Genomic DNA, 1,880 nt, shown 5'->3' on the forward strand with positions numbered 1-1,880 from the left:
TATAGAACCCGTTGAAATTCAGAAGCCTGTCCCTTCCCCCGCCCCTGCGGGGGAAGGTTAGGATGGGGGGTAACCGGCCTAAAGTAACCTACAAATCAACCGCCCCCACCCTAACCCTCCCCCGCAGGGGCGGGGGAGGGGATAGATTGCTGAAATATAAAGCAAGACTTAAATCGTTTATCCCGAACGCACGTTTTTTAGGAGCAGTCGGGCGTTTAAACGCCCGCCGGGTTAAAAGGCCGTCTGAAAGTTTTGGTTTTCAGACGGCCTTTTGGCATGGATACGGGCTGGACGCGGCAACTATATTGCTTATCCCAAACGCGTGTTCACTATATAATGGCGTGTTTTGCAAACCGTTTCCCACCCTCTTTCAGAAAGCGATTTATGTCTTCCAAATCACAAATCGGGCTGGCGGCGCTGACGGCTTTGGTTATCAGCTCCATGATCGGCTCGGGCATCTTCAGCCTGCCGCAGAATATGGCGGCGGTGGCCGGCTCGCAAGCCCTGCTCATCGGCTGGCTGATTACCGGCATCGGCATTATTTTTCTCGGCATCTCGTTTGCCATGCTCGCCAAGCTGCGCCCCGAGCTCGACGGCGGCATCTACACCTACGCCCGCGCCGGCTTCGGCGATCTGATGGGCTTTTTCTCTGCGTGGGGTTATTGGCTCTGCACCACCGTCGGCATCGTCGGCTATCTGGTGGTGGCATTTGAAGCCGTGGGCACGTTTACCGATACGCCCGACTTCGTGCTCTTCGGCAAGGGCAACACCTTCGCCGCGTTTCTGGGAGAATCGGCGGTAGCGTGGCTGGTGTATTGGCTGGTGGCGCGCGGCATTAAAGAAGCGGCGGGCGTGAATTTGGCGGCGACGTTTGTGAAGGTGTTTCCGCTGATTGTCTTTATCGGCCTGGCTGCCTATTTCTTTAAAGCCGACGTCTTTATGGGCGATTGGACGGGCGCGAGCCTGGCTACGCCGGAAAACCCCGACGCGGGCATCATGACCCAAGTGAAAAACACCATGCTGATTACGCTGTGGGTGTTTACCGGCATCGAGGGTGCGGCGGTCTTGTCGAAACACGCCAAAAGCCGCGCCGACGTCGGCCGCGCCACCATCATCGGCGTATCCGTTACACTGGCGATGTATGTGGCGATTACGCTTTTGGCGCAGGGCGTGCTGCCGCGTGCGGAAATCGCCGAAATGTCCAATCCCTCGATGGCGGGCGTGTTGGCGCACATGGTCGGCGGCTGGGGCAAAGTGCTGATCAGCTTCTGCCTGATTGTGTCGGTGCTGTCGTCTTACCTGAGCTGGACGCTCTACGCCACCGAAATCCCGCATCTGGGCGCGAAAAACGGCGCGTTCCCCGCCTCGTTTATCAAGCTGAACGCCAACGAAGTGCCGCACGGCTCGCTGCTGTTTACCACCCTGACCGTGCAGCTCTGCCTGTTTCTCGTTTGGCAGACGGGCAACAGCTATGAAGCCCTGCTGCTGATTTCCACATCGATGATTTTAATTCCGTATTTCCTGATCGGCGCGTATCTGCTGAAACTGTCGTTTGAGCGGCAATTACCGTTGAAATACAAACTTGTCGGCCTGATTGCCACCGTGTACGCGCTGTGGATTGTGTATGCGGCGGGCACGGAATACCTGCTGTTTTCAGTGTTGCTTTACCTGCCGGGCGTCTTGCTGTTTCTCTACTCGCAGCGCAAACACCACGGCGCGTGGCGGTTTAACGGCTGGGAAAAAGCGGTTTTGCTGGTGTTGGCGGTATTGGCCGTGCCGGCGGTGTATCAGTTTTTGAACAGTTAGAATAGTCGAAGAAATTACGCTTCGACTATAGCAGTAGGTCGGGCACTTTTTGCCCGACGATTCGTTGATATGCC

At 56.5% G+C, this 1,880-nt stretch carries 1 protein-coding gene; it reads left to right on the forward strand.

All coding sequences use genetic code 11. The annotated features are described in order from the left end of the window. The first annotated feature begins 384 nt into the window (after nucleotides 1–384). Complete coding sequence (locus tag BDE01S_RS10320; RefSeq protein ID WP_066081234.1) at nucleotides 385–1,806, forward strand: basic amino acid/polyamine antiporter; 1,422 nt, start codon at nucleotides 385–387, stop codon at nucleotides 1,804–1,806. Nucleotides 1,807–1,880 lie beyond the last annotated feature (74 nt).

The sequence above is a fragment of the Bergeriella denitrificans NBRC 102155 genome, from assembly GCF_001592185.1.
In the GTDB taxonomy this organism is placed as follows: Bacteria; Pseudomonadota; Gammaproteobacteria; order Burkholderiales; family Neisseriaceae; genus Neisseria; species Neisseria denitrificans.

What these genes read in the sequence shown, in the direction of transcription:
- BDE01S_RS10320 (WP_066081234.1), top strand. Translation starts at nt 385, where the DNA reads ATGTCTTCCAAATCACAAATCGGGCTGGCGGCGCTGACGGCTTTGGTT.